Source organism: Curtobacterium sp. Leaf261 (assembly GCF_001422205.1).
In the GTDB taxonomy this organism is placed as follows: Bacteria; Actinomycetota; Actinomycetes; order Actinomycetales; family Microbacteriaceae; genus Curtobacterium.
The window spans coordinates 329,222-348,509 of sequence record NZ_LMMJ01000008.1 but is presented as its reverse complement, the minus strand read 5'-3'; the positions used below and the strand labels follow the sequence as shown (position 1 = coordinate 348,509).

The following is a 19,288-nucleotide window of genomic DNA, read 5'->3' as shown; positions in this document are numbered from 1 at the left end:
GCGCTGCGGGACGCGGTGTGCGCCCACAGTGAACGGCGCGGCCCCGCACGTGCCGCTCGGATATGGTGAGCACGTGGACATCAAGATCGGCATCACCAACAGCCCGCGCGAGATCGCGTTCGAGACCAAGCAGACGGCAGCCGAGATCGAGCAGGCCGTCGCTGACGCCCTGTCCGCCAAGGCCACGCACATCGCACTGCAGGACGACAAGGGCCGTCGGTTCATCGTCCCCGTCACGTCGCTCGCCTACGTCGAGGTCGGCTCCGAGGAGTCGCGCCGCATCGGCTTCGTCGCCTGAGCTGACCGGCATGGAGCTGCTCTTCGTCGTGCTCGGCGGCATCGTCGTCGGCGCGATCGCACACGTGGTCATGCCGTGGCGAGCCGTTCGCGGGACCCTCGTCGGGCCCGCGCTCGGCGGGATCGCCGCCGCGGTGCTGTGGGAGGCGCTGACCTGGGCTGGATGGGGATACGGCGACACCTGGATCTGGATCGTCGCGCTCGTCGGTGCCGCGGTCGTCGCGGTCGTCGTCGAGTGGATCACCGGTCCGCGCCGAGTCCGTGCGGACGAGCAGTTCTACCGCGTCGCCGCGAAGCCGACGACCGACGCGGCCTGACCGCCGCGGCCTGACCGCCACGCCCTGACCGAAGCGGCCTGACCGCCGCGACCAGGACGATCAGCGCTAGGCCGTCAGACCGAGCGCGTCCATGCGACGCGTGTGTGCCGCGATCAGCTCGGTGAACACCGGCTCGAGGCGCTCCTCGTCCTCACGGGCGTGCGAGGCGAGTGCCGACCGGCCGACGAGCAGGGTGTCTCCCACGAGCCGACGTCCCCACATCGCCAGCCGCGACGCGACGAGCGGCTCGCGCGCGATGTCCGCCGTCAGTTCCTCGACGACGGCAGGCTCCTCGCGCGCGTCGAACACGTTCTTCAGACGACCGCGTACATCGGCGGGGAGCGACCGTGCGAGCGACGCGAACAGGTCGTTCAGGATCCCGGCGGTGACGTAGCCGGTGAGGATCGACTCGAACCAGTCCGCTCCCGCGGTCCGGTGCAGGAACGCGTCGATCGCCTCGCGGTGGGGCTCCATGAGCTCCGCGGGATCGTGGTGCGACCGGGTGATCTCGGCGACGATCGCACGGTGCCGGTCGAGCGCGGTCGTGGCGAGCACCCCGGTGACGAGACGGCCGGACATCGTCGGCGCGGAGGACCCCGCACGCCCCATGGCCTCGTACAGCGAGAGCTGGAGGTAGGCGGCCTGACCGAGGTAGACGGTCAGTTCGGGTGACACGTCGTCGAGCTGCAGTCGCTCGACCGGCACCTTGGCGCGAGTCGTCCTCGACGCCAGCCAGTTCGCCGCGAGACGCGCGCGTCTCCGGTTCCACAACGACACCACGGCACCAGCATAGAGGGCCGTGGTCAGGCGAAATCACGCCACCGGTAGACTGAACGGACTCCCCGACAACGAACAGGGCGAAACACTTGACTTTCTCAGACCTCAACATCGAGCAGGACATGGTCGATGCGCTCGCGACGAAGGGCATCATCGAGCCCTTCCCGATCCAGACGCAGACCATCCCGCTCGCACTCACCGGCCAGGACATCATCGGCCAGGCCAAGACCGGAACGGGCAAGACGCTCGGCTTCGGCCTCCCCATCATCCAGCGCCTCGGGCTCGATCCGGAGCCCGGCGTCAAGGCCCTCGTGGTCGTGCCGACGCGTGAGCTCGCGGTGCAGGTCTTCGAGGACCTCGTCCTCGCGGCCTCGAACCGCCCAACGAAGCTCGCCTCCATCTACGGCGGCAAGGCGTACGAGGGCCAGATCGAGCAGCTCAAGGACGGCGCGCAGATCGTCGTCGGCACGCCGGGTCGCCTCATCGACCTGCACCGCCAGCACATCCTCGACCTGTCGCACGTGCAGGAGATCGTCCTCGACGAGGCCGACAAGATGCTCGACCTCGGGTTCCTCTCGGACATCGAGCGGATCTTCCAGTCCGTGCCGGCCATCCGCCACACGATGCTGTTCTCCGCGACGATGCCGGCCCCGATCGTGGCACTGGCCCGTCGGTTCATGTCGCGCCCGATCCACATCCGGGCATCGAACCCCGACGAGGGTCTGACGCAGGCGAACATCAAGCACGTGATCTACCGCGCGCACTCGCTCGACAAGGACGAGGTCATCGCGCGGATCCTGCAGGCCGAGGGTCGCGGCAAGACCGTGATCTTCACGCGCACCAAGCGTGCTGCGGCCCGGATCTCCGAGGAGCTGCACGACCGCGGGTTCAACACCGCGGCGGTGCACGGCGACCTCAACCAGGAGCAGCGTGAGCGGGCGATGGCGGCGTTCAAGGCCGGCAAGAAGGACGTCCTCATCGCGACCGACGTCGCCGCCCGCGGCATCGACGTCGACGACGTGACGCACGTGATCAACCACACGATCCCGGACGACCCGGACACGTACCTGCACCGTGCCGGCCGGACCGGTCGCGCGGGCAAGACCGGCATCGCGGTCACCTTCGTGGACTGGGACGACCTGCACAAGTGGTCGCTCATCAACAAGGGGCTCGACTTCGGGCAGCCGGAGCCGACGGAGACCTACTCCTCGAGCCCGCACCTGTACTCCGACCTCGACATCCCGGTGGGCACCAAGGGTCGCCTGCCCGGTGCGTCCGCGCACGCGGCGGCTGCTCCGCGCACGGAGCGTCCGCCGCGTGACGGTGGCCGCTCCGGCGGTCGGTCCGAAGGCCGTTCCGAGGGGAGGTCCGGTGAGGCTCGGTCCGGCGAAGGCCGGTCCGGTGACGGCCGCTCGCGCTCACGCGGCGGTCGGACTGGAGGCACGGGTTCCGACACGACGTCGGCCGGCCGTTCCGAGTCGGTCGAGCCCGGCACCTCCGGCCCGGTGACGACCACGGACGCACCCGAGGGCACCGAGGGCGCTCCGCGTCGTCGGCGTCGGCGCCGTCGTGGCGGCGGTGGCGGCGCCCCCGAGGCATCGGCCCCCACGGCCGAGTAGCTCCCGCGACACGCAGAACGCCCTGCGCAGTCTCCGGACCGCGCGGGGCGTTCGTCGTCCGCGGAGTTCGCGCGACGCGGGTCCGAAGGTCAGCCGCTCGAGAGGTCGCATCTGCGCCGCATCGACGGGCGAGGCGTCTCAGATGTGACCTCTCAGCGACCGAGACGGGGCCGGGGCCAGGGCCGGGCGGTCAGAGGACCTGGCGGGCACCCTCGCCGACGACCGGGGACGACCCCGTGGCCTGGGCCACGATCTCGCGGAGCGCACCCGCGCCGGTCCGATGCTCCCCGAGCCGGTTCGGCTTGCCGGTGCCGTGGTAGTCGCTCGACCCGGTGACGAACAGCCCGAAGCGGTCCGCCCACTCGAGCAGGACCCGCTTGCCGTGCGTGAGGTTCTCGCGGTGGTCGACCTCGAGCCCGCCGAGCCCGGCCTCGACCAGGTCGGCCAACGCCCGCTCGTCGATGACGATGCCACGCGTCGAGGCCGCGGGGTGCGCGATCACCGGCACTCCCCCGGCGTTCCGGATGAGTTCGACCCCGCGGAGGGGCGACGGGGCGTCGTGCGGCTCGTAGTACCCGGCGGCCGGGTGCAGGATCCCGCGGAACGCAGCGCTGCGATCGGGCTCGAGCCCGGCGACGACCAGTGCGTCGGCGATGTGCGGCCGTCCGATCGTCGCACCCGGCCGAGCCTGCGCCAGGACGTCCGCCCACGTCAGCGGGTGGTCGCGGCCGATGCGCTCGACCATCCGCTCCGCGCGGGACAGCCGGTCGTCGCGGATCCGGGCCGTCTCGGCGGCGAGGGCGGCGTCGTCGGGGTCCACCAGGTAGCCGAGCATGTGGACACTCCGCGGACCGATGCGCGTCGACAGCTCGAGGCCGGGCACCAGCGTCAGCGGGAGTGCAGTCGCCGCCTCGGTCGCCTCGTCCCAGCCCGCGGTGGTGTCGTGGTCGGTGAGCGCCACGACGTCGAGCCCGGCCGTGGCCGCCGCTCGCACCAGGTCCGCGGGCCGCTCGGTGCCGTCGGACACGCTCGAGTGCGTGTGCAGGTCGATCAGGTGGTCTGGCACGGAGACCATGCTATCCAGACCAAGGGCGACACCGGCGCCCTCCGGCCGGTCACCGCACGCGTCGCCCACCTCGCACCCCGCGCACGCCGAGACACACAGTGGGATGATGTCCTGCATGGCCGAGACTCCTGCACCCCGCGCGACGAGCAACCGTTCCACGACCCCCGGGTCGAGCACCTTCAAGGACTTCATCGGTTCCCAGTGGGCCGACCGTGCCCGTTCCACGCCCGCCGCACGCGAGCAGGCAGCGTTCGCCGCCGAGCGCCGTGCGCGCATCTCCGCGCTGCACCCCGGTGTGACCCTCGTCGTCCCGGCAGGCCAGGCGAAGGTCCGGTCCAACGACTGCGACTACCCGTTCCGCGCGCACTCCGCGTTCGCGCACCTGACCGGGTGGGGCACCGACGCGGTCGTCGGCTCCGTCCTCGTCCTCGCCCCGTCGGCCGGGGGCAGCGGCCACGACGCCACGCTCTACTTCCGCGCGAGCGCCGGCCGGGACTCCGAGGAGTTCTACGCGAACCCGGAGATCGGCGAGTTCTGGGTCGGGCCGCGCCCGTCCCTCGACGAGGTCGCCGCCGACCTCGGCATCGCGACGGCCGACCTCGGCGAGTTCGCGGTGGTCGCGGACGCGCTCGGCTCCGACGCGCTCCTGGTCCGCGACGCCGACCCGACGTTCACCGAGTCGATCGACACCCGCGTCGGTGCGCTGGTCGGCGGTGTCGCCGAGCAGGACGGCGTGCCGGCGACGGACGACGCCCTCGCACGGGACCTCAGCGAGATCCGCCTCGTCAAGGACGCCTACGAGATCAACGAGATCCGCCGTGCGGTCGCGGCGACCGGCCACGGGTTCGCCGACGTGATCGCGGACTTCGACCAGGTCCTCGCCCACCCGCGCGGCGAGCGCATCGTCGAGGGCACCTTCAACCGCCGTGCCCGCGCCGACGGCAACACGGTCGGGTACGACACCATCGCCGCGTCGGGCTCCCACGCGTGCATCCTGCACTGGACCCGCAACGACGGCGCCGTGCAGCCCGGCGACCTGATCCTGATCGACGCCGGGGTCGAGGTCGACTCGTTGTACACCGCCGACATCACCCGGACGCTCCCGGTCAGCGGGACGTTCGACGACATCCAGCGCCTCGTGTACGACGCGGTGCTCGAGGCAGCCGACGCGGCGTTCGCGATCGTGAAGCCCGGGATCACCTTCCGCGAGGTCCACGCGACGGCGATGCAGGTGATCGCGCGGAAGACCGCCGAGTGGGGGTTCCTGCCGGTGTCGGCCGAGGAGTCGCTGCAGCCGGATGCGCAGTACCACCGCCGCTACATGGTGCACGGCACGAGCCACCACCTCGGACTCGACGTGCACGACTGCGCGAAGGCCCGCCGGGAGCTCTACATCGACGGTGTCGTCGAGGCGGGCATGGTGTTCACGATCGAGCCCGGACTGTACTTCCAGGCCGACGACCTGACCGTCCCCGAGGAGTTCCGCGGCATCGGCGTCCGGATCGAGGACGACATCCTGGTGACCGAGGACGGTGCCGAGAACCTGTCCGTCGGCATCCCCCGCACCGCCTCCGACGTCGAGGCCTGGATCGCACGGTCCTGAGCACGGCGACCGACGGCCGGATACCGCGCCAACACCCGAGGAACCCCCACCTTCGGGTGTAGAACAGCCGGATCACGCGGTGTGCGCGGTAGCCTGCTCGACGTGACGTCGTCCATCCCCGATCCGCTGGCCTGCATCATCTCGGCCGAGCCGTTCGACGCGCCCGACGCCCAGCGCCTCCGCGCAGCACAGCGCATCGAGATCGACAGCACCTACGGCCGCGACACCGAGCCGGGCGAGAAGCCGACGGCGGAGTCCATCACGGCGTTCTTCCTGGCGCGTGATGCCGCCGGCACACCCCTCGGCTGCGGCGGACTGCGCGAGATCGAGGACGGCATCGTCGAGATCAAGCGCATGTACGTCCGGTCCGAGGCCCGCGGCATCGGCGTCGCCACGGCGATCCTCCGGCAGCTCGAGGAGAGCGCTCGGGAGCTCGGCTCCCCCGCGGTCGTCCTCGAGACCGGCACCGAACAGCGTCGTGCGATCGCGTTCTACGAGCGCGAGGGGTTCACGCGGATCGCGAACTTCGGTCCGTACCGGGGCGCTCCGCTCTCGGTCTGCTACTCCAAGATCCTCTGAGACCCGCATGCCCGACACCGCCGAGAACGGCGTCGTCTCGATCGAGGCCGAGCCGTTCGACTCCCCGGACTCCGTCCGTCTCCGTGCCGTCGCGCGGCTCGAGGTCGACGCGCTCTACCACGGCTACCCGGACCACGGCGCACCGCTGACGACGGACTCGGCGGTCGTGAACGTCGTCGCGCGTGACGCAGACGGTGTGCCACTCGGCTGCGGTGCGCTCGTCGCGGTGGCCGACGGTGTGCTCGAGGTCCGCCGGATGTTCGTGCGGTCGGAAGCCCGCGGTGCTGGTGTCGGTGCCGCGCTCCTCCGCGCGCTCGAGGAGGCCGCGAGCGAGTTCGGTGCACCGGCGATCGTGCACGAGACCGGCATCCAGCAGACCGGCGCGATCCGGTTCTCCGAGCGCGAGGGCTTCATCCGCATCGCGCCGTTCGGCCCGTACGCCGCCAACCCGCTCTCGATCTGCTTCGCGAAGGTCCTGTAAGCGAGCGGTCCCGCAGGACCGCTCGGTCGCCTCCGCGACCACGGACGGACGGGAGGCGCGGCACCAGCTGGCACCGCGCCTCCAGTCCGCGTCCGATCAGTCCGTCTGCTCGCGGCTGTCCTTCTCGGTGCCGTGCTTCTCGGTGCTGTCCTGCTCGGTGCGCTCGTCCGCGGTGTCCGGCTTCGGCTGCGGCGCCTGCCTCGGCGGTGTCTGCGGGGCGTTCTCGCCGTACCGCGGCCGCTCGGTCCGCTGCCCGTACGGCGGCTGGTCGTGCCGGGGCTCCGGACGACGCTCGCCCTCGGAGGCCGGCGCGCCGTACTGCGGGCCGGAGTAGGTCGGCCGCTGCTGCGGAGGCTGCGGAGGGCGCTGCTGCGGCGGGAGCTGCTGACGCGGCGGCTGCTGCTGCGGCTGCTGCGGCTGCTGCGGCGGCTGGTACGGGCGCTGCTGGCCCTGGCCCTGGCCCGGCCCCTGCGGCGGTGACCACGGCTGCGTGTGCTGCGTCGGCTGGGGCTGCTGCGGGGTCCACCCCTCGGACGCGGCGCCGAGGATCTGCTGCGCCCGACCGGTGAGCTGCGGGTCGACGACGATCTGGTAGTTCGTCGCGAGCACCTGGTGGACGCTCGTGAAGTCCCGCTGGCGCTTCGTGATCGAGAAGCTCACGACGCCGTAGAGCATCCCGAAGGCCGCACCGATGATCGCGGCGGCGATGATCGTCCCGCCCGACGCCCCGCGTGAGAACAGCGTCAGGACGATGCCGAAGAAGATGCCGAGCCAGAGCCCGCTGAGCGCACCGGCGATGGCCGCCCGGCCGTAGGTCAGCTTGCCCGTCACCCGCTCGACGGTCTTCAGGTCGTTGCCGACGATCGCGACCTGCTTCACCGGGAAGTCCGACTCCGCGAGCTTCGCGACGACCCGCTGCGCCTCGGGGTAGGTCTCGTAGGTGCCGAGGACGTCTCCGCGGGGCAGCGACGGGAAGGCGGCATTGGTCCGGCCGTACGGGCTCTGAGTGCTCACACGGCGAGTATCCTCGTCGCCGCTTGGGAAACGACGGGAGCGCGCTGTCCGCGGCGACCACGGCAGCGCCCGGGACGGCTACGCTGGACGGGTGAGCGCCACGAAGGTATTCGTAGCCCGACTGGCCGGGTGCTCCGTCTTCGACCCCGCGGGCGACCGCGTCGGCAAGGTGCGCGACGTGCTGGTCGTCTACCGGAACTCGGGCTCGCCGACGGTCGTGGGTCTCATCGTCGAGGTCCCCGGCAAACGCCGCATCTTCGTCTCCGTCGGGCGGATCACGTCGATCGGCGCCGGCCAGGTCATCACGACCGGTCTGGTGAACGTGCGTCGGTTCGAGCAGCGGGGCGGCGAGGTCCGTGTCATCGCCGAGATGCTCGGCCGACGGGTCCTGATCACCCGCGACCGCATCCGGGCGACCATCGAGGACGTCGCCATCGAGAGCTCCGGGCAGGGTGCGTGGGACGTCTCGCAACTGTTCCTCCGGAAGCCCAAGACGACGCCGTCCCCGTTCGGCAAGGGTCCGACGACGTTCGCGACGTGGGCCGAGGTGACCGAGGAGGACACCCTCCCCGGAGAGTCCCAGTCCGCCGAGCACGTCATCGCCGCGTACTCCGACCTGCTGCCCGCCGACCTCGCATCGACGCTCCTCGACCTGCCCGTCGAGCGGCGCATCGAGGTCGCGGGCGAACTCCCCGACGACCGGCTCGCCGACGTGCTCGAGGAGATGCCCGAGCAGGAGTCGATCGAGATCCTGTCCGGTCTCGAGGACGCCCGTGCCGCCGACGTCCTCGACCAGATGCAGCCCGACGACGCCGCCGACGTCCTCGCGCAGCTCTCCTCGGAGCGGAGCGAGGCCCTCCTGCAGCTCATGGAGCCGGAGGAGGCCCAGGACGTCCGGATGCTCCTGGAGTTCGACCCGGACACCGCCGGCGGTCTGATGACGACCGAACCCGTGATCGTCTCCGCGGACGCCACCGTCGCCGAGGGGCTCGCGCTCATCCGTCGGCACGAGCTCGCCCCCGCGCTCGGCGCCGCCGTCTGCGTCACCCTGCCCCCGTACGAGCCGCCGACCGGCCGGTTCCTCGGGTTCGTGCACTTCCAGCGGATGCTCCGCTACCCGCCGAACGAACGCCTCGGCACCCTCATCGACACCCAGCTCGAACCCGTCCGCGCCGACGCGAGTGCCGCCGAGGTCACCCGGGTGATGGCGACGTACAACCTCGTGTCCGTGCCGGTCGTCGACGACGCCCAGCGACTCGTCGGGGTGGTGACAATCGACGACGTCCTCGACCACATCCTGCCGGATGACTGGCGAAGTCAGGGCGGGCCCGACAACGGCCCGGCCTCCAGACCACGCACGCGAACTCGCAGACCTCCGGTGACCACCGGGAGGAGGACGACGAATGGCTCCCGCTGACAACACACGCTCCGACCGCTCCGACCGGACCGCGAACCGGCTCGACTCGCCGAAGGGCATGCGCACCAGCGTCCTCCCGAGCCGTCGGGGCCGCCAGAGCCGCGACACGTTCGGGCGGGCGACCGAGGGCATCGCGCGCGGGATGGGCACGCCCTGGTTCCTCATCGGACTGACGCTGTTCTGTGTGGTCTGGATGGTGTTCAACACCGTCGCGCCGCAGCACTGGCGCTTCGACTCCGCCGCGATCGGCTTCACGGCGCTGACGCTGATCCTCTCGCTCCAGGCCTCGTACGCCGCGCCGCTGATCCTCCTCGCGCAGAACCGCCAGGACGACCGTGACCGCGTGCAGTTCGAGCAGGACCGCCAGCGTGCCGAGCGGAACCTCGCCGACACCGAGTACCTCGCCCGCGAGGTCGTCGCACTCCGCCTCGCGGTCCGGGACATGGCGTCGAAGGACTTCATCCGTGCCGAGCTCCGGTCACTCCTCGAGGAGCTCGACCGGCGCGACGAGGAGGCAGCGCTCACCGCGGCCACCGAGCGGAGCGACGCCGCGGACGACGCCGCCAAGGACGCGCAGGAGGCGGCGCCCACCGGTCTGCATGGCTGACGCCGTGCCTCCAGACCGGTCCGGGGACGCGCTCGCGCGTGCCGTCCTCGTCGCGCTCGCGCGCGTGATCGACCCGGAGATCCATCGTCCGATCACCGAACTCGACATGGTGCGCGGGGTCGAGGCACAGCCGGGAGGCGCGGTGCGCGTCGATCTGCAGCTCACGATCGTCGGGTGCCCGGCTGCGTCCACGATCGAGGCCGACGTGCTGGCGGCAGCCTCCTCGGTGCCCGGTGTGACGGACGTCGACGTCGACGTGTCCGTGATGAGCCCGGAGACCAGGACCGCACTCACCGAACGACTCCGCGCCGGACGACCGAACGGCGTGCAGTTCACCCCGGACTCGCTGACGCGGGTGATCGCGGTGACGAGCGGCAAGGGCGGCGTCGGCAAGTCGACCATCACGGTGAACCTCGCGGTGGCGCTCGCGCGACGGGGTCTGCGTGTCGGCATCGTCGACGCCGACGTACACGGGTTCAGCGTGCCGGGGCTCATCGGGCTGACGGACGACTCCGGCCGGGCAGCACGGCCCACCCGCGTCGGGCAGATGATCCTGCCTCCCGTGGCCCACGACGTGAAGGTCGTGTCCATCGGGATGTTCGTCGACGATCCCTCGACCGCCGTCGCCTGGCGTGGGCCGATGCTGCACCGCACGATCAACCAGTTCCTCACCGACGTGTTCTTCGGTGACCTCGACGTCCTGCTCCTTGATCTGCCGCCGGGCACCGGGGACGTCGCGATCTCGGTCGGACAGCTCCTGCCGCACGCCGAGGTCCTCGTCGTGACCACCCCGCAGGCAGCTGCGGCGGACGTCGCGGAGCGGAGCGGGGTCGTCGCGCGACAGACCGGGCAGCGGGTGATCGGCGTGATCGAGAACATGGCGGGGCTCGTGCAGCCCGACGGGTCCGTGCTCGAGCTCTTCGGGTCTGGCGGTGGTGTCGAGACTGCGCGACGGCTGTCCGTCGGCGCCCCGGAGGTCGACCCGGTGCCGGTGCTCGGGAGCGTGCCGCTGTCCGTGGCGCTCCGGACCGGTGGGGACTCCGGCGTGCCGGTCGTCGTCGGCGACCCGTCGGACGTCGCGGCCGTCGCGCTGTCGGCGATCGCGGACCGGCTCGTGGCGATGGGTCGGGGTCTCGCGGGCCGGAAGCTGAACCTCGGCGTCCGCTAGTCCCCCCGCCCCTGCCCCGCAGCCTGTTCGATCGTCGAGACACCGCTCCCACGGCGAAACACCGCCCTCGAGCACGGTGTTTCGGTCGGAGAGCGGTGTTTTACGGAGGGGCTACGTGGCCTCGGCGTCGTACGGGGCGGACTCCCCCGCGGCGAGCGTCACCACGGGCGGGGTTGCCCGGACCGACTGCGGCTTGACGGTCGGCGTCGCGTCAGCACGGTCGTTCGTGGTGGCGTCGGTCAGCAGGGCGTCGCGGATGATCCGGCGCGGGTCGTACTGCCGCGGATCGAGCTTCTGCCAGTCGACGTCGTCGAAGTCCGGACCCATCTCCTCGCGCATGCGGGACTTCGCCGTGTCCGCCATGCCGCGGAGCATCTTGATGAACTGCGCGAGCTTCTGCGCGTACACGGGGAGTCGCTTCGGTCCGAGCAGGAGCACGGCAATGATCCCGATGACCAGGATCTTGTCGAAGTTTTCGAACACGGAACGAGGGTAGCCGCTTTCCCCCCGAACCCACCCGTAAGGTTGACCGACGAGGAGTGTGCGTGTCAGAGAAAGAGTCGAACTGGAAGTTCGCGGAGGACCTGGTCTCCGAGCCCGAGGTCGTTGCGCGAGCGCGTGAACACAGCCTCGAACTCGGGGTGGCCGCCGTGTCGCCGGCGATCGGTGCGCAGATCAGCGTGATCGCTGCCGCGTCCCGTGCCACGAGCATGATCGAGATCGGAACCGGTCTCGGCGTGTCCGGGCTGTACCTGCTCGCAGGCGCACCCGACGCCACGCTCACGACGATCGACGTCGAGGTCGACCACCAGCAGTCGGCACGCGACGCCTTCATCGCCGCGGGGACCGCGCCGGGTCGGATCCGGTTGATCCCCGGCCGTGCCGCGCAGGTGCTCCCCCGGATGAACGAGGCGTCCTACGACGTCGTCCTCGTCGACGCCGATCCGGAGCACGTCATCGAGTACGTCGAGCACGGACTGCGACTCGCGCGCATCGGCGGGACCGTCCTCGTCCCGCACGCCCTGTGGAAGGGGCGCGTCGCCGACCCCACGAAGCGCGACCGGGCCGCGACGGACTTCCGGACGCTCCTGACCGAGGTCTCCACCTCCGGCGCGGTGCGGAGCGCCCTCTCCCCCGCGGGCGACGGGCTGCTGCAGATGACCAAGGTGACCGTCTAGCGACGCTCGCGTCGCGTCGGGGGTGATCCGGGCCTCCCGTCCGGCGGTCCCGTCGAGTCCTCGATCCGGTGCCGATCCATCGGACTGGAGGCGCGGCTCACCCCAGGTGCCGCAGGTACCGTTCCGGAGACGCCAGGAACGCACGCCAGTTCCGGACGAGGTCGAGGTCGTCGTAGTCCGAGCGCCGGATGCCCCAGTCGCCGACCTCGTGGATCGTCGCACCGGGGAACGACGCCAGGATCGGCGAATGTGTCGACAGCAGGATCTGGGTGCGGCTGTCGGCGAGGATGTCCTGCATCAGACCGATGAGCGCCAGGCAGCCGGAGAACGACAGCGCCGACTCCGGCTCGTCCAGGATCCACAGGCCGGGCCAGGTCGAACGGTCCATCACGAAGTCGAGGAACGACTCGCCGTGGCTCCGTTCGTGGAACACCGGCTCGGGCCGCCCGCCGGGGTTCTGCTCCAGGTACGTGAAGAACCCGTGCATCGTCTCCGCACGGAGGAACGTCCCGTTCCGGACGGCCCCCGGGTCGCGGACGAGTCGGAGGTGGTCGCCGAGGACCGACTCCGAGTGTCGGGTGGCGTGCATCGCGCCGGTCGAGCCGCCCTCGGCACCGAGGCCGTACGCCATGGCGATCGCCTCGACCACGGTGGACTTGCCGGCACCGTTGTCGCCGACGAGGATCGTCATCCGGTCGAGGTCGAGTCCGGCGCCGAGGAGCTGCCGGACCGGCGCCAGGGTGCCCGGCCATCGATCGTGGTCGAACGTCGATCCGTCCCGAGCCGCGTCCAGGGCGCCGACATGACGGATCGGTCGGGGTGCGCGCACCGGTCCATCATGCCGCTGCGCGGACACCGCCGCGAGTGCGGCACGACCGGACCCGGAACGACGAACGGCCCGGGTATCGGACCCGGGCCGTTCGTCTGCTGCTGGTTGCTGCTGGTTGCTGCTGGGTGTTGCGGTTGCTGCGACGACCGCAGCGATCGGATCGGCTAGGCCGAGACGACCGCGGCGAGTGCGTCGTGGAGTTCCTTGGCCTCGGCGTCGTTGACCGAGACCACCAGGCGGCCTCCACCTTCGAGCGGAACCCGCACGATGATGAGTCGACCCTCCTTAACAGCCTCCATCGGCCCGTCACCGGTCCTCGGCTTCATGGCTGCCATCAGATGTCCCCTTTCGTGCAGTTACATGCCGGACCATTATCCGGCACAGAGGCCCGTTCTGCGAAACCGCCAAGGTTCGTGCCGCCTGCGGCGCGGTTCTCCCGGCCCTGTCGCGGGCGGCGCTCCCTACGCTGATCCGGTGCTGCTCCCGCCGTTCCGCCGCAAGACCGCGCCGATCGACGCCTCCGTCGAGCGCTCTGACGACACCTCCGTCGAGACCTCCGTCGACGTGCCTCGGGCGCTCGACACCGCGGCGGCGTTCTCGTGGCGGCTCATCGTCGTGGCGGCGGCCCTCGCGCTCGTCGGGTTCCTGGTCGTTCGCCTCGCCGACGTGGTGGTGCCCTTCCTCGTCGCACTCATCCTGTCGGCGCTCCTCGTCCCGCTCTCCGCGTTCCTGCAGCGGCACCGGTGGCCGAAGTGGATCGCGATCGTCGCGAGTCTCGTCGTCGTCCTGGTCGTGCTCGGCACCCTCGTGCTCGTCGTCACGGCGCAGATCCGCTACGACCTGCCGATGCTCGAGGAACGGACGCGGCAGACCGTCCGCTCCGCGCAGGCGCTGCTCGCGAACCACCCGTTCGGGCTGACACCACAGAAGATCGACCAGTACGTGACCGATGCCACGAACTACCTGCAGCGGCACTCGTCGTCGTTCGCGTCCGGGTTCCGCTCGGCCGGCGACAGCGCGGTGCACGCGCTCGAGGGCGTCTTCATCGTCGTGTTCACCACGCTCTTCGCGCTCATCGACGGCGGTCGCATCTGGGCCTTCGTCGTCGGGCTGTTCCCCCGTGCGGCTCGCCGGCGGATCGGCGTCGCGGGTGCCGCGGGGTGGCGGACCCTGACGAGCTTCATCCGGGTCCAGCTCATCGTCGCGGTGACCGACGCCATCGGGATCGGGGTCGGTGCCGCAGCCCTCGGGATCCCCCTGGCCGTCCCGATCGCCGCCATCGTGTTCATCGGCGCGTTCGTCCCGGTGGTCGGTGCGATCGTCGGGGGCATCGTCGCCGTGGCGATCGCCCTCGTGTTCAACGGGTGGGGTGTCGCCCTCGGCATGCTCGGCATCGTGGTCTTCATGCAGCAGCTCGAGAGCCACGTGCTGCACCCGCTCCTCACCGGGAGCGTCGTGAAGGTGCATCCGCTCGGCATCGTGCTCGGCGTCGCGGCGGGCACCAGTGTCGCGGGGATCGCCGGAGCGTTCTTCGCGGTGCCGTTCATCGCCACCGTCAACGCGATGGTCCTGGCGGCCGTGCGGTCACCGGCGACCGACGCAGCGAGCAGCGCGGCGAGCGGCGCGGCGAGCAGCCCGGCGCACGATGCGACCAGCAGTGGTCACGGTGGGGTCCAGTCGTAGCCGTCGACCCACCAGCAGAAGTAGATCCACACCCACTGCAGCGCGATGGACACGATGACCATCGCGACCCGGTAGACCCTCGAGCGCGGGAGCGCCACCACGCCGAGGAGCGGGAACAGGGGCATCAGGATCCGCCAGGTGCTCGACTGCGGGAAGAACACCGCGAGCAGGTAGACCATGTAGGCCCCGGCCCAGATCCGCAGCTCCGGCCCGATCCGCCGAGCCGGGGGCATGAGCAGGAACGCGGCGAACCCGGCGAGCACGACGACGAGCAGGATGATGCCCGCCGGCTCGTGGAACCACCAGTCGAACCCCTGGACCCACGGCGCGAACGGCAGGAGCTCCTGCCGTCCGATGTAGGACTGCCGCCACGCGAGCTCGGTGTCGGTGTACGCCCGCGGCACGCCCGTGACCACCCACGCGATCACCGGCCACGCGAGCCCGACGACTCCGGACACGACCGCGGCCACGGCCTGCGGGACGAATGCCCGGAGTGCCATCCGCTCATGGTCGCCGGGTCGCACGAACCGCACGACCAGGGACACCACGAGGGCGAGCGCGAGGGCGAGGCCCGTCGGCCGGGTGAGCCCGAGCAGCACGATGACGGGGAGCATCGCCCAGAACCGGCGCTGTCCCCACAGCCACAGCACGAGGGTCAGCAGGAACACGCCCATCGACTCGGCGTACCCGACCTGGAACATCGCGGAGACCGGCGCGACGCAGAAGAGCACCGTCGCGAACGTCGCGGTCCGGTCGTCGAGGAACCGTCCCATGAGACGCCGGAACAGCAGCGCGGCACCCCAGCCGCAGACGAGCGACACCACGACCGCGACGACCTCGAAGGACGCGGTGGTGACGAGCATGATGCCGTGGACGAAGAACGGGTACGCGGGCATGAAGGCCCACGCGTTCTGGGTCACGGCGCCGTCGGTGCCGATCGGCAGGGTCGACGGGTACCCGGCCGCGGCGATGTACCGGTACCAGGCGCCGTCCCAGATGGTGGCGAACTGCAGGGGTGTCGGCGACGCCTGCGTGAACTGGTTCAGCGGCTGCACACGCGCGAACCCCGCGAGGAGTCCGGCCGTGACGATCCTCGTGAGGACGTACACCACCGTGATGCGGGCCCACCACGGCACGAGGCGGTAGCGGGCGCGCAGCCACACGCGCCGGCGGTGCGGGACCGTGGCCCGTGACGGCTCCTCGGTCAGGCGGTCAGCCACCGGCGGAGGCCCTCCTCCACCGCCGTGATCTGCGCCGTCGGGACCTGCTCCTCGTCGTGGTGCGCGAAGGCCGGGTCACCGGGGCCGTAGTTGACGGCGGGCACCCCGAGCGCGGAGAACCTCGCGACGTCGGTCCACCCGTACTTCGGCTTCGGCTCCGGACCGCCGACCGCCGCGACGAACTCCTGTGCGAGTGGTGCGTCGAGACCGGGACGTGCACCGGCGGCGAGGTCGACGATCGTGACGTCGTAGCCAGCGAAGACCTCGTGGATGTGCGCGACGGCCTCGTCGGCGCTCCGCGAGGGGGCGAAGCGGTAGTTCACGTGCAGCATGACCTCGTCCGGGATGACGTTGCCGGCGATGCCCCCCGTGATGCCGACGGCGTTCAGGCCCTCGCGGTACTCGAGCCCGTCGACGGTGACGGTGCGCGGCTCGTAGGCGGCGAGCGCGTCGAGCGCGGGCGCGATCTTGTGGATCGCGTTGTCGCCGATCCAGCTCCGCGCGGAGTGCGAGCGCTTGCCGGACGCACGGACCTCGGCGCGGAGGTTCCCGTTGCACCCGCCCTCGATCTGCGCGTTCGACGGCTCGCCGAGGATCGCGAAGTCGGCCGCGAGGAGCTCGGGCCGCGTCCGTGCGAGCCGCCCGAGGCCGTTCAGGGCGTCGCTGACCTCCTCGTGGTCGTAGAACACCCACGTGATGTCGATCGTCGGGTCGACGAGGTCGTGGGCGAGCTTCAGCTGGACCGCGCAGCCGCCCTTCATGTCGACGGTGCCGCGCCCCCAGAGGATCTCGACGCCGTCCTCGACGTCGGTCCGGGTCGGCAGGTTGTCGTTGAGCGGCACGGTGTCGATGTGTCCGGCGATCACGACCCGGCGGCTCCGGCCGAGGTTCGTCCTGGCGACGATCGCGTCGCCGTCCCGGATCACCTCGAGGTGCGCGAGCGGCGTGAGCACCGCCTCGATCGCATCGGCGAGCGGGCCCTCGTTCCCGGACACCGACTCCATGTCGCAGATGGCACGGGTGATGGCGATGGACGATGCGGTCAGATCGAGCTCGGCTGGCATGGAGGGCAGCCTACCGGCGCTGCCCAGGCAGCAGGCGGGCCCTGCCCAGGCTGTGGAGAACCGGACGGGAGGGACGTGGCGGGCCCGCACCGTCCCTCCCGTCCGCCACCTTGTACCCTGGCTGCGTGACCGACGCACCCACCGCCCCCACGCACGCCTGGGGCTCCGGCCTCGCGACGGTCAGCGAGGACGGCACCGTCCTCGACACCTGGTTCCCCTCCCCCGCACTCGGGCGCATCCCCGACGACGTCGACGCGGCAGCGGTGCCGGACGCACTCGCGGTGCACGTCGGAGCGGACGCCCGGCGCGGCGTGCGCCTCGAGGCCGTCACCGTCGAGATCGCCCTCGACACCGCGCCGGCGTCGACCCCGGACGCGTACCTGCGCCTGCACCTCCTCAGCCACCTGCTCGTACAGCCGAACGGGCTGTCCCTCGACGGCGTGTTCGCGCACCTGCCGACCGTCGTCTGGACGAACGCCGGGCCGGTGCACGCCGACGTCTTCCCGGCACTCCGCCCGGCGCTCCAGCGGGCCGGCATCGTCGCGCACGCGGTGGACAAGTTCCCGCGGCTGCTCGACTACGTCGTCCCCGACCGCGTCCGCATCGCCGACGCCTCCCGTGTCCGGCTCGGCGCCCACCTCGCACCCGGCACCACCGTGATGCACGAGGGCTTCGTGAACTTCAATGCCGGGACCCTCGGCGAGGCGATGATCGAGGGCCGCATCTCGCAGGGCGTGGTCGTCGGGAACGGTTCGGACGTCGGCGGCGGGGCCTCGATCATGGGCACGCTCTCCGGCGGCGGGACCCAGCGCGTCCGGATCGGCGAGCGGGCCCTGCTCGGGGCGAACGCCGGGCTCGGCATCTCCCTCGGCGACGACTCCGTGGTCGAGGCCGGGCTCTACGTCACTGCGGGCACGAAGGTGACGCTCGTCGGAGCCGCCCCGCGCCCCGACGGCCGCCCGCAGACCGTCAAGGCCGTCGAGCTCTCCGGCACGCCGAACATCCTGTTCCGGCGCAACAGCGTGTCGGGCGCGGTCGAGGCGGTCCCGCGTGCCGGGCAGGGCATCCAGCTGAACACCGCACTGCACGCGTAGGCGCGCTGCACGCGCGGGCCCGCACTGCAAGTCGACCGTGCCGCGGCGACCGTCGGCTGATGTGTCACCCCGCGTAACACGGTCGACACCGGCACCCCTGGCTCAGTAACGTCGCGGTCGACCTCATCGGCTCCGGACCGCATCCGCTGCCCGATGAGCGAGCGACAGCCGAGCCCGGCACCCGCTCGACACCACGATCATCCGATCGTCGTGCCGACCGTGCCCTGGGAGCAACCGTTGTCCGTCCCCCCGCTGTTCCAGCAGGCAGCACCCAGCGAGCCCGCGCTGCCGGACGCGCGTCCCCGGGTGTCGTTCGAGCTCTTCCCGCCGCGGACCGCCGCCGCCGAGGCCCGCCTCCGGACGACGATCCAGGAGCTCGCGTCGGTGCGTCCAGCGTTCATCTCGGTGACCTACGGCGCCGGTGGGTCGAGCCGGGGCGCCAGCCTCGACATCGTGCGCCGGGTGATCCGGGACGCCGGGGTCCCGCCGCTCGCGCACCTGACCTGCGTCGGGCTGACGGCCGAGCAGACCGCGCACCTCGTCCGACGGTTCCTCGACGCCGGTGTGCGGCACTTCCTGGCCCTCCGCGGGGACCCGCCGCGGAACGCCGACGGCTCCGACGCCCCGTGCGACCCGTCGGTGGGGCTCGGCAGTGCCGCCGAGCTCGTCCAGCTGATCCACCGCGTGCAGGCCGAGCGCGCCCAGTTCGACGACGCACTCCTGCCGAGCAGTGCACGGGCCGCCGGCGCGGGACCCGGTGGTGCACGGCTCCCAGCGCAGGGCCGCAAGGTCGAGATCGCCGTCGCCGCGTTCCCGAACGGCCACCCGCGGTCCAGAGACCTCGCGCAGGACATCGACGCCCTGCTCGCCAAGCAGGCCGCGGGTGCGACCCTCGCGATCACACAGCTGTTCTACCGCGCGGACGACTACCTGACGTTCGTCGACCGCTGCCAGGCCGCCGGGCTGACGATCCCGATCCTCCCTGGGCTCATGCCGGTGTCGTCCCCGAAGCGGCTGCTCGGTGCGACGTCGCTCGCGCAGGAGACCGTCCCCGCCGACCTCCTGGCCCGGCTCGAGTCGGCCGACTCCGACGAGGAGCGGTTCGAGCGCGGCGCCGACCACGCGGCGGCACTCGCCGACCAGGTGCTCGCGGGCGGCGCCCCGGGCCTCCACCTCTACACGTTCAACCAGCACGCGCTCCCGCTCGCCGTGCTCGACCGTCTCCGCACGACGACGACCACCCCTCCCACCCAGACCCCCTCACGTTAGGAACCG

At 71.4% G+C, this 19,288-nt stretch carries 21 protein-coding genes; 13 read left to right on the top strand and 8 right to left on the bottom strand.

The window, feature by feature from the left end; translation table 11 throughout:
* The first annotated feature begins 73 nt into the window (after nt 1-73).
* Nucleotides 74-298 (top strand): DUF3107 domain-containing protein, encoded by a 225-nt coding sequence (locus ASF23_RS09840; protein ID WP_055952443.1) that lies wholly within the window; start codon nt 74-76, stop codon nt 296-298.
* A gap of 10 nt (nt 299-308) precedes the next feature.
* A complete protein-coding gene (locus tag ASF23_RS09835) occupies nt 309-614 on the top strand; it encodes a hypothetical protein (protein WP_055952441.1) in 306 nt (101 codons plus the stop codon).
* A 66-nt stretch (nt 615-680) separates the two neighbouring features.
* On the opposite strand, the gene ASF23_RS09830 is transcribed toward ASF23_RS09835, so the two are convergent.
* Nucleotides 681-1,394 carry a ferritin-like fold-containing protein gene (locus ASF23_RS09830; protein WP_235510850.1) on the bottom strand — a complete coding sequence of 238 codons (714 nt, stop codon included), beginning with the start codon at nt 1,392-1,394 and terminating at the stop codon, nt 681-683.
* An 86-nt stretch (nt 1,395-1,480) separates the two neighbouring features.
* On the opposite strand from ASF23_RS09830, the gene ASF23_RS09825 reads away from it, so the two are divergent.
* Nucleotides 1,481-3,010: a DEAD/DEAH box helicase gene (locus tag ASF23_RS09825; protein WP_055952439.1), complete on the top strand. Its 1,530-nt coding sequence runs from the start codon at nt 1,481-1,483 to the stop codon at nt 3,008-3,010.
* A 190-nt stretch (nt 3,011-3,200) separates the two neighbouring features.
* On the opposite strand, the gene ASF23_RS09820 is transcribed toward ASF23_RS09825, so the two are convergent.
* On the bottom strand, nt 3,201-4,076 hold the full coding sequence (locus ASF23_RS09820; RefSeq protein ID WP_442855021.1) for a PHP domain-containing protein: 876 nt from the start codon (nt 4,074-4,076) through the stop codon (nt 3,201-3,203).
* A 115-nt stretch (nt 4,077-4,191) separates the two neighbouring features.
* On the opposite strand from ASF23_RS09820, the gene ASF23_RS09815 reads away from it, so the two are divergent.
* The 3 genes from ASF23_RS09815 (at nt 4,192) to ASF23_RS09805 (ending at nt 6,739) form a co-directional block, all read left to right on the top strand.
* On the top strand, nt 4,192-5,679 hold the full coding sequence (locus tag ASF23_RS09815; RefSeq protein ID WP_055952425.1) for an aminopeptidase P family protein: 1,488 nt from the start codon (nt 4,192-4,194) through the stop codon (nt 5,677-5,679).
* Between the two features lie 102 nt (nt 5,680-5,781).
* Nucleotides 5,782-6,258 carry a GNAT family N-acetyltransferase gene (locus ASF23_RS09810; RefSeq protein WP_235510849.1) on the top strand — a complete coding sequence of 159 codons (477 nt, stop codon included), beginning with the start codon at nt 5,782-5,784 and terminating at the stop codon, nt 6,256-6,258.
* A 7-nt stretch (nt 6,259-6,265) separates the two neighbouring features.
* Nucleotides 6,266-6,739, top strand: coding sequence for a GNAT family N-acetyltransferase (locus tag ASF23_RS09805; RefSeq protein ID WP_055952422.1), 474 nt, complete (start codon nt 6,266-6,268; stop codon nt 6,737-6,739).
* A gap of 96 nt (nt 6,740-6,835) precedes the next feature.
* Here ASF23_RS09805 and ASF23_RS09800 read toward each other — a convergent pair whose 3' ends face one another.
* Complete coding sequence (locus ASF23_RS09800; protein ID WP_055952419.1) at nt 6,836-7,753, bottom strand: general stress protein; 918 nt, start codon at nt 7,751-7,753, stop codon at nt 6,836-6,838.
* Between the two features lie 91 nt (nt 7,754-7,844).
* Between ASF23_RS09800 and ASF23_RS09795 the strand changes: the two genes are divergently transcribed.
* From ASF23_RS09795 to ASF23_RS09785, 3 genes are read left to right on the top strand one after another with little or no spacing between them, the layout of a single operon-like run.
* Nucleotides 7,845-9,170 carry a magnesium transporter MgtE N-terminal domain-containing protein gene (locus ASF23_RS09795; RefSeq protein ID WP_055952416.1) on the top strand — a complete coding sequence of 442 codons (1,326 nt, stop codon included), beginning with the start codon at nt 7,845-7,847 and terminating at the stop codon, nt 9,168-9,170.
* Entirely contained in the window at nt 9,157-9,777 is a 621-nt protein-coding gene (locus ASF23_RS09790; protein ID WP_055952413.1) for a DUF1003 domain-containing protein, read from the top strand. The genes ASF23_RS09795 and ASF23_RS09790 overlap by 14 nt, the downstream gene beginning before the upstream one ends.
* Nucleotides 9,770-10,945 (top strand): Mrp/NBP35 family ATP-binding protein, encoded by a 1,176-nt coding sequence (locus ASF23_RS09785; RefSeq protein ID WP_055952410.1) that lies wholly within the window; start codon nt 9,770-9,772, stop codon nt 10,943-10,945. Before ASF23_RS09790 ends, ASF23_RS09785 begins: the two co-directional genes overlap by 8 nt.
* 111 nt (nt 10,946-11,056) lie before the next feature.
* On the opposite strand, the gene ASF23_RS09780 is transcribed toward ASF23_RS09785, so the two are convergent.
* Nucleotides 11,057-11,428 carry a twin-arginine translocase TatA/TatE family subunit gene (locus ASF23_RS09780; protein WP_055952407.1) on the bottom strand — a complete coding sequence of 124 codons (372 nt, stop codon included), beginning with the start codon at nt 11,426-11,428 and terminating at the stop codon, nt 11,057-11,059.
* 62 nt (nt 11,429-11,490) lie between these two features.
* Here ASF23_RS09780 and ASF23_RS09775 point away from each other — a divergent pair, with 62 nt between their 5' ends.
* Nucleotides 11,491-12,123, top strand: coding sequence for an O-methyltransferase (locus tag ASF23_RS09775; protein ID WP_055952404.1), 633 nt, complete (start codon nt 11,491-11,493; stop codon nt 12,121-12,123).
* Nucleotides 12,124-12,220: 97 nt separating this feature from the next.
* On the opposite strand, the gene ASF23_RS09770 is transcribed toward ASF23_RS09775, so the two are convergent.
* Both ASF23_RS09770 and ASF23_RS17840 read right to left on the bottom strand, forming a co-directional pair.
* Nucleotides 12,221-12,952: an AAA family ATPase gene (locus ASF23_RS09770; RefSeq protein WP_156364435.1), complete on the bottom strand. Its 732-nt coding sequence runs from the start codon at nt 12,950-12,952 to the stop codon at nt 12,221-12,223.
* 164 nt (nt 12,953-13,116) lie between these two features.
* Nucleotides 13,117-13,287, bottom strand: a complete 171-nt coding sequence (locus ASF23_RS17840; RefSeq protein WP_082474055.1) for a DUF3117 domain-containing protein — start codon at nt 13,285-13,287, stop codon at nt 13,117-13,119.
* A gap of 139 nt (nt 13,288-13,426) precedes the next feature.
* Between ASF23_RS17840 and ASF23_RS09765 the strand changes: the two genes are divergently transcribed.
* Complete coding sequence (locus tag ASF23_RS09765) at nt 13,427-14,635, top strand: AI-2E family transporter (RefSeq protein WP_055952401.1); 1,209 nt, start codon at nt 13,427-13,429, stop codon at nt 14,633-14,635.
* On the opposite strand, the gene ASF23_RS09760 is transcribed toward ASF23_RS09765, so the two are convergent.
* Entirely contained in the window at nt 14,614-15,855 is a 1,242-nt protein-coding gene (locus tag ASF23_RS09760; protein ID WP_055953201.1) for a hypothetical protein, read from the bottom strand. The two genes, ASF23_RS09765 and ASF23_RS09760, sit on opposite strands and share 22 nt — an antisense overlap.
* Entirely contained in the window at nt 15,840-16,919 is a 1,080-nt protein-coding gene (gene dapE / locus ASF23_RS09755; protein WP_055952398.1) for a succinyl-diaminopimelate desuccinylase, read from the bottom strand. Before dapE ends, ASF23_RS09760 begins: the two co-directional genes overlap by 16 nt.
* Nucleotides 16,920-17,044: 125 nt before the next feature.
* Here dapE and dapD point away from each other — a divergent pair, with 125 nt between their 5' ends.
* Together dapD and ASF23_RS09745 are read left to right on the top strand one after the other, a co-directional pair.
* Nucleotides 17,045-18,013: a 2,3,4,5-tetrahydropyridine-2,6-dicarboxylate N-succinyltransferase gene (gene dapD, locus ASF23_RS09750; RefSeq protein WP_055952395.1), complete on the top strand. Its 969-nt coding sequence runs from the start codon at nt 17,045-17,047 to the stop codon at nt 18,011-18,013.
* 237 nt (nt 18,014-18,250) lie between these two features.
* Entirely contained in the window at nt 18,251-19,282 is a 1,032-nt protein-coding gene (locus ASF23_RS09745; RefSeq protein WP_235510848.1) for a methylenetetrahydrofolate reductase, read from the top strand.
* Nucleotides 19,283-19,288: the final 6 nt, after the last annotated feature.

Coding starts and splice junctions, on each gene's coding strand:
- ASF23_RS09835 (WP_055952441.1), top strand. CDS start 309: ATGGAGCTGCTCTTCGTCGTGCTCGGCGGCATCGTCGTCGGCGCGATC.
- ASF23_RS09815 (WP_055952425.1), top strand. CDS start 4,192: ATGGCCGAGACTCCTGCACCCCGCGCGACGAGCAACCGTTCCACGACC.
- ASF23_RS09805 (WP_055952422.1), top strand. CDS start 6,266: ATGCCCGACACCGCCGAGAACGGCGTCGTCTCGATCGAGGCCGAGCCG.
- ASF23_RS09790 (WP_055952413.1), top strand. CDS start 9,157: ATGGCTCCCGCTGACAACACACGCTCCGACCGCTCCGACCGGACCGCG.
- ASF23_RS09785 (WP_055952410.1), top strand. CDS start 9,770: ATGGCTGACGCCGTGCCTCCAGACCGGTCCGGGGACGCGCTCGCGCGT.
- ASF23_RS17840 (WP_082474055.1), bottom strand. CDS start 13,287: ATGGCAGCCATGAAGCCGAGGACCGGTGACGGGCCGATGGAGGCTGTT.
- dapE (WP_055952398.1), bottom strand. CDS start 16,919: ATGCCAGCCGAGCTCGATCTGACCGCATCGTCCATCGCCATCACCCGT.